This window comes from Planktosalinus sp. (assembly GCF_059864935.1).
In genome coordinates this window covers 1-2498 of record NZ_JCBCCK010000512.1, presented here as the reverse complement: position 1 = coordinate 2498, position 2498 = coordinate 1, and the positions used below count along the sequence as shown (strand labels likewise).

Genomic DNA, 2498 nt, shown 5'->3' with positions numbered 1-2498 from the left:
TACAAAGTTAGAAGTACGAAGTTTTTCACAATTACACCAATAACCAATCCACTATTAACCATTACAAAGTTAGAAGTATGAAGTTTTTCACAATTACACCAATAACCAATCCACTATTAACCATTACAAAGTTAGAAGTACGAAGTTAGAAGTACGAAGTTTTTCACAATTACACCAATAACCAATCCACTATTAACCATTACAAAGTTAGAAGTATGAAGTTAGAAGGACGGGTCAGATTAACTATTACACAATAGTTTGCAAAAAAGAACAACTTATTGAAAATTGATATTCAAATTTTGTATTTTTGGTTAAATTAAATTGTTATGAGAACGATTCACCTAAATATACCGGACAATATTGATTTGAAAGATTACGATTTTTCAATGATAATAGCAGCTAAACTATATGAAGATGCAAAACTTTCAGCGGGTCAGGCAGCCAAAATGGTTGGTTTATCAAAAAGAGCCTTTATTGAGTTGTTAGGAAAGTATGGGGTTTCCGTTTTTAGCACATCGATTTCAGACTTACATTCCGATATAAAAAATGCCTAAAATTGTTGTTTCTGACGCTAGTGCATTGATCCTTTTTGATAAGATTGATGAGCTTGGTCTTTTACAAAAAGTATATGGAGAACTGATAACCACACCTGAAGTAGCAGAGGAATTTGGAGAAAACCTGCCTAATTGGATTAAAACCCGGCCGGTTTCAGATAAAAAATATCAAGAATTTTTAGAAACCCAAATTGATGCGGGAGAAGCAAGTGCCATAGCGTTAGCTGTTGAGTTTGATGACGTGTTATTATTACTCGATGATTTAAAAGCCCGAAAACTCGCAACCCAATTAAAATTTAAGATAACGGGTACACTTGGTGTAATCCATAAAGCGAAACAAATGTCAATAATTGAGAAAGTAACTCCTCTAATAGATAAATTATTGAACACTGATTTTCGAATATCAGAAGATATCGTTAATGGGATTTTAAAATTGAATAATGAATAAGCTGACTGAAAACTTAGAATTGGGGAAATAGTATAGGAAAGAAATTTATAATATAGGAGGCAGAAATTGCTGTCTTATTCCCATTCATTACGAAGTGCTTTTTGGATAACTAAAGCATCTTTTTGTAAACGAATTTTCCCCACATATTGATATACATCAACGCCTTTAGGCTTTAATTTCTTAGCCAGGTTTTCAAGAATACTTTGAATATTTTTTTTTGTAGCTCCTTGCTTTAAAGTGGTAACCATAATCAATTGTCTTTACTTACAAAGATACAAAATCAAATGATTGTTTATTTTAAAACACATTATTATTTAGCTCTTGTTATCCCTCCGATAACCGCAAAGCGGTTTTTGGATAAAGAAAATTGACCGGTAAGCCACCAAACTCAACAAATCTCAATAATAAACACCCCAATCGGCTACGTTGTCGTCATCATCCGCGATGTTCCGGATGGGGTGACTGTGGTGGGGAATCCGGGGAGGGAGGTTTGAAGTTCAAGGTTTAAGGTTCAAAGTTCAAAGTTCAAAGTTCAAGGTTTAAGGTTTAAGGTTCAAAGTTCAAAGTTTTTTAATTAACCATTAACCTTTAACCATTACACTATTAACCATTATAAAGTTAGAAGTACGAAGTTAGAAGTTTGTAACGGTGAATCCTTTTAAAAAAGCAATAAAGTAGTACATAAAAATGTAATTTAAAACATAAACACGTACATAAAAATGTGTGTTTTTACAATTATATGTACAGCTATATGTGCATTCTATCAATTTATTGATTAATTTTGTGGTATTAGTTTATACCTATGCAACGTAACGCGATTGATCATCTACTTGCGTGGAAAGAAAACAAAAACCGTAAACCCTTAATTATAAGGGGTGCGAGGCAGGTGGGTAAAACCTGGCTTATGAAGTACTTTGGAAAGTCATGCTACCAACAAGTAGCCTACCTGAATTTTGAAACCAACCCCGCGTTAAAAGAGTTGTTCAGCCAGGATTTTGATACCCATCGATTGTTGTTGGGTATTGAGATTGCATCAGGTGTGCACATTGACCCAACAACAACATTACTTATCTTTGATGAAATTCAGGCAGTACCCAAAGCGATAACATCGCTGAAGTACTTTCAGGAAAACCTACCGGATTACCACATTATTTGTGCAGGTTCGCTGCTGGGTGTGGCTTTGCATGAAAACACTTCTTTTCCGGTTGGGAAAGTAGCCTTTTTGGATTTGTACCCGCTGTCTTTCCCGGAATTTTTAAATGCGCTCGGAGAATCCCGCCTGGCTGAGCTATTGCAAAAAAAAGACTGGCCACTTGTTCAAAGTTTTGCAGACAGTTTTACCAACTTGCTACGACTTTATTATTTTACAGGAGGTATGCCCGAAGCTGTGGCTTGTTATGCTACAACTAAAAACCTAAACGAAGTAAGAAGAATACAGCAAGCAATTTTGACAGCTTATGAACAGGATTTCTCAAAACATGCCCCCCAAAACATGA

4 protein-coding genes are annotated in these 2498 nt (G+C 35.0%); 3 read left to right on the top strand and 1 reads right to left on the bottom strand.

What is annotated here, in order from left to right; all coding sequences use genetic code 11:
- Positions 1–326 precede the first annotated feature (326 nt).
- Both AC6F75_RS14710 and AC6F75_RS14705 read left to right on the top strand, forming a co-directional pair.
- Positions 327–554, top strand: a complete 228-nt coding sequence (locus tag AC6F75_RS14710) for a UPF0175 family protein (protein WP_500715844.1) — start codon at positions 327–329, stop codon at positions 552–554.
- A complete protein-coding gene (locus tag AC6F75_RS14705; RefSeq protein WP_500715843.1) occupies positions 547–1002 on the top strand; it encodes a PIN domain-containing protein in 456 nt (151 codons plus the stop codon). Before AC6F75_RS14710 ends, AC6F75_RS14705 begins: the two co-directional genes overlap by 8 nt.
- A gap of 74 nt (positions 1003–1076) precedes the next feature.
- Here the strand turns inward: AC6F75_RS14705 and AC6F75_RS14700 are convergent, their stop codons facing one another.
- Positions 1077–1250: a hypothetical protein gene (locus AC6F75_RS14700; protein ID WP_500715842.1), complete on the bottom strand. Its 174-nt coding sequence runs from the start codon at positions 1248–1250 to the stop codon at positions 1077–1079.
- Between the two features lie 656 nt (positions 1251–1906).
- Here AC6F75_RS14700 and AC6F75_RS14695 point away from each other — a divergent pair.
- Positions 1907–2498, top strand: a 592-nt coding sequence (locus AC6F75_RS14695) for an AAA family ATPase (protein WP_500715841.1), incomplete at its 3' end; no start/stop codon positions are given.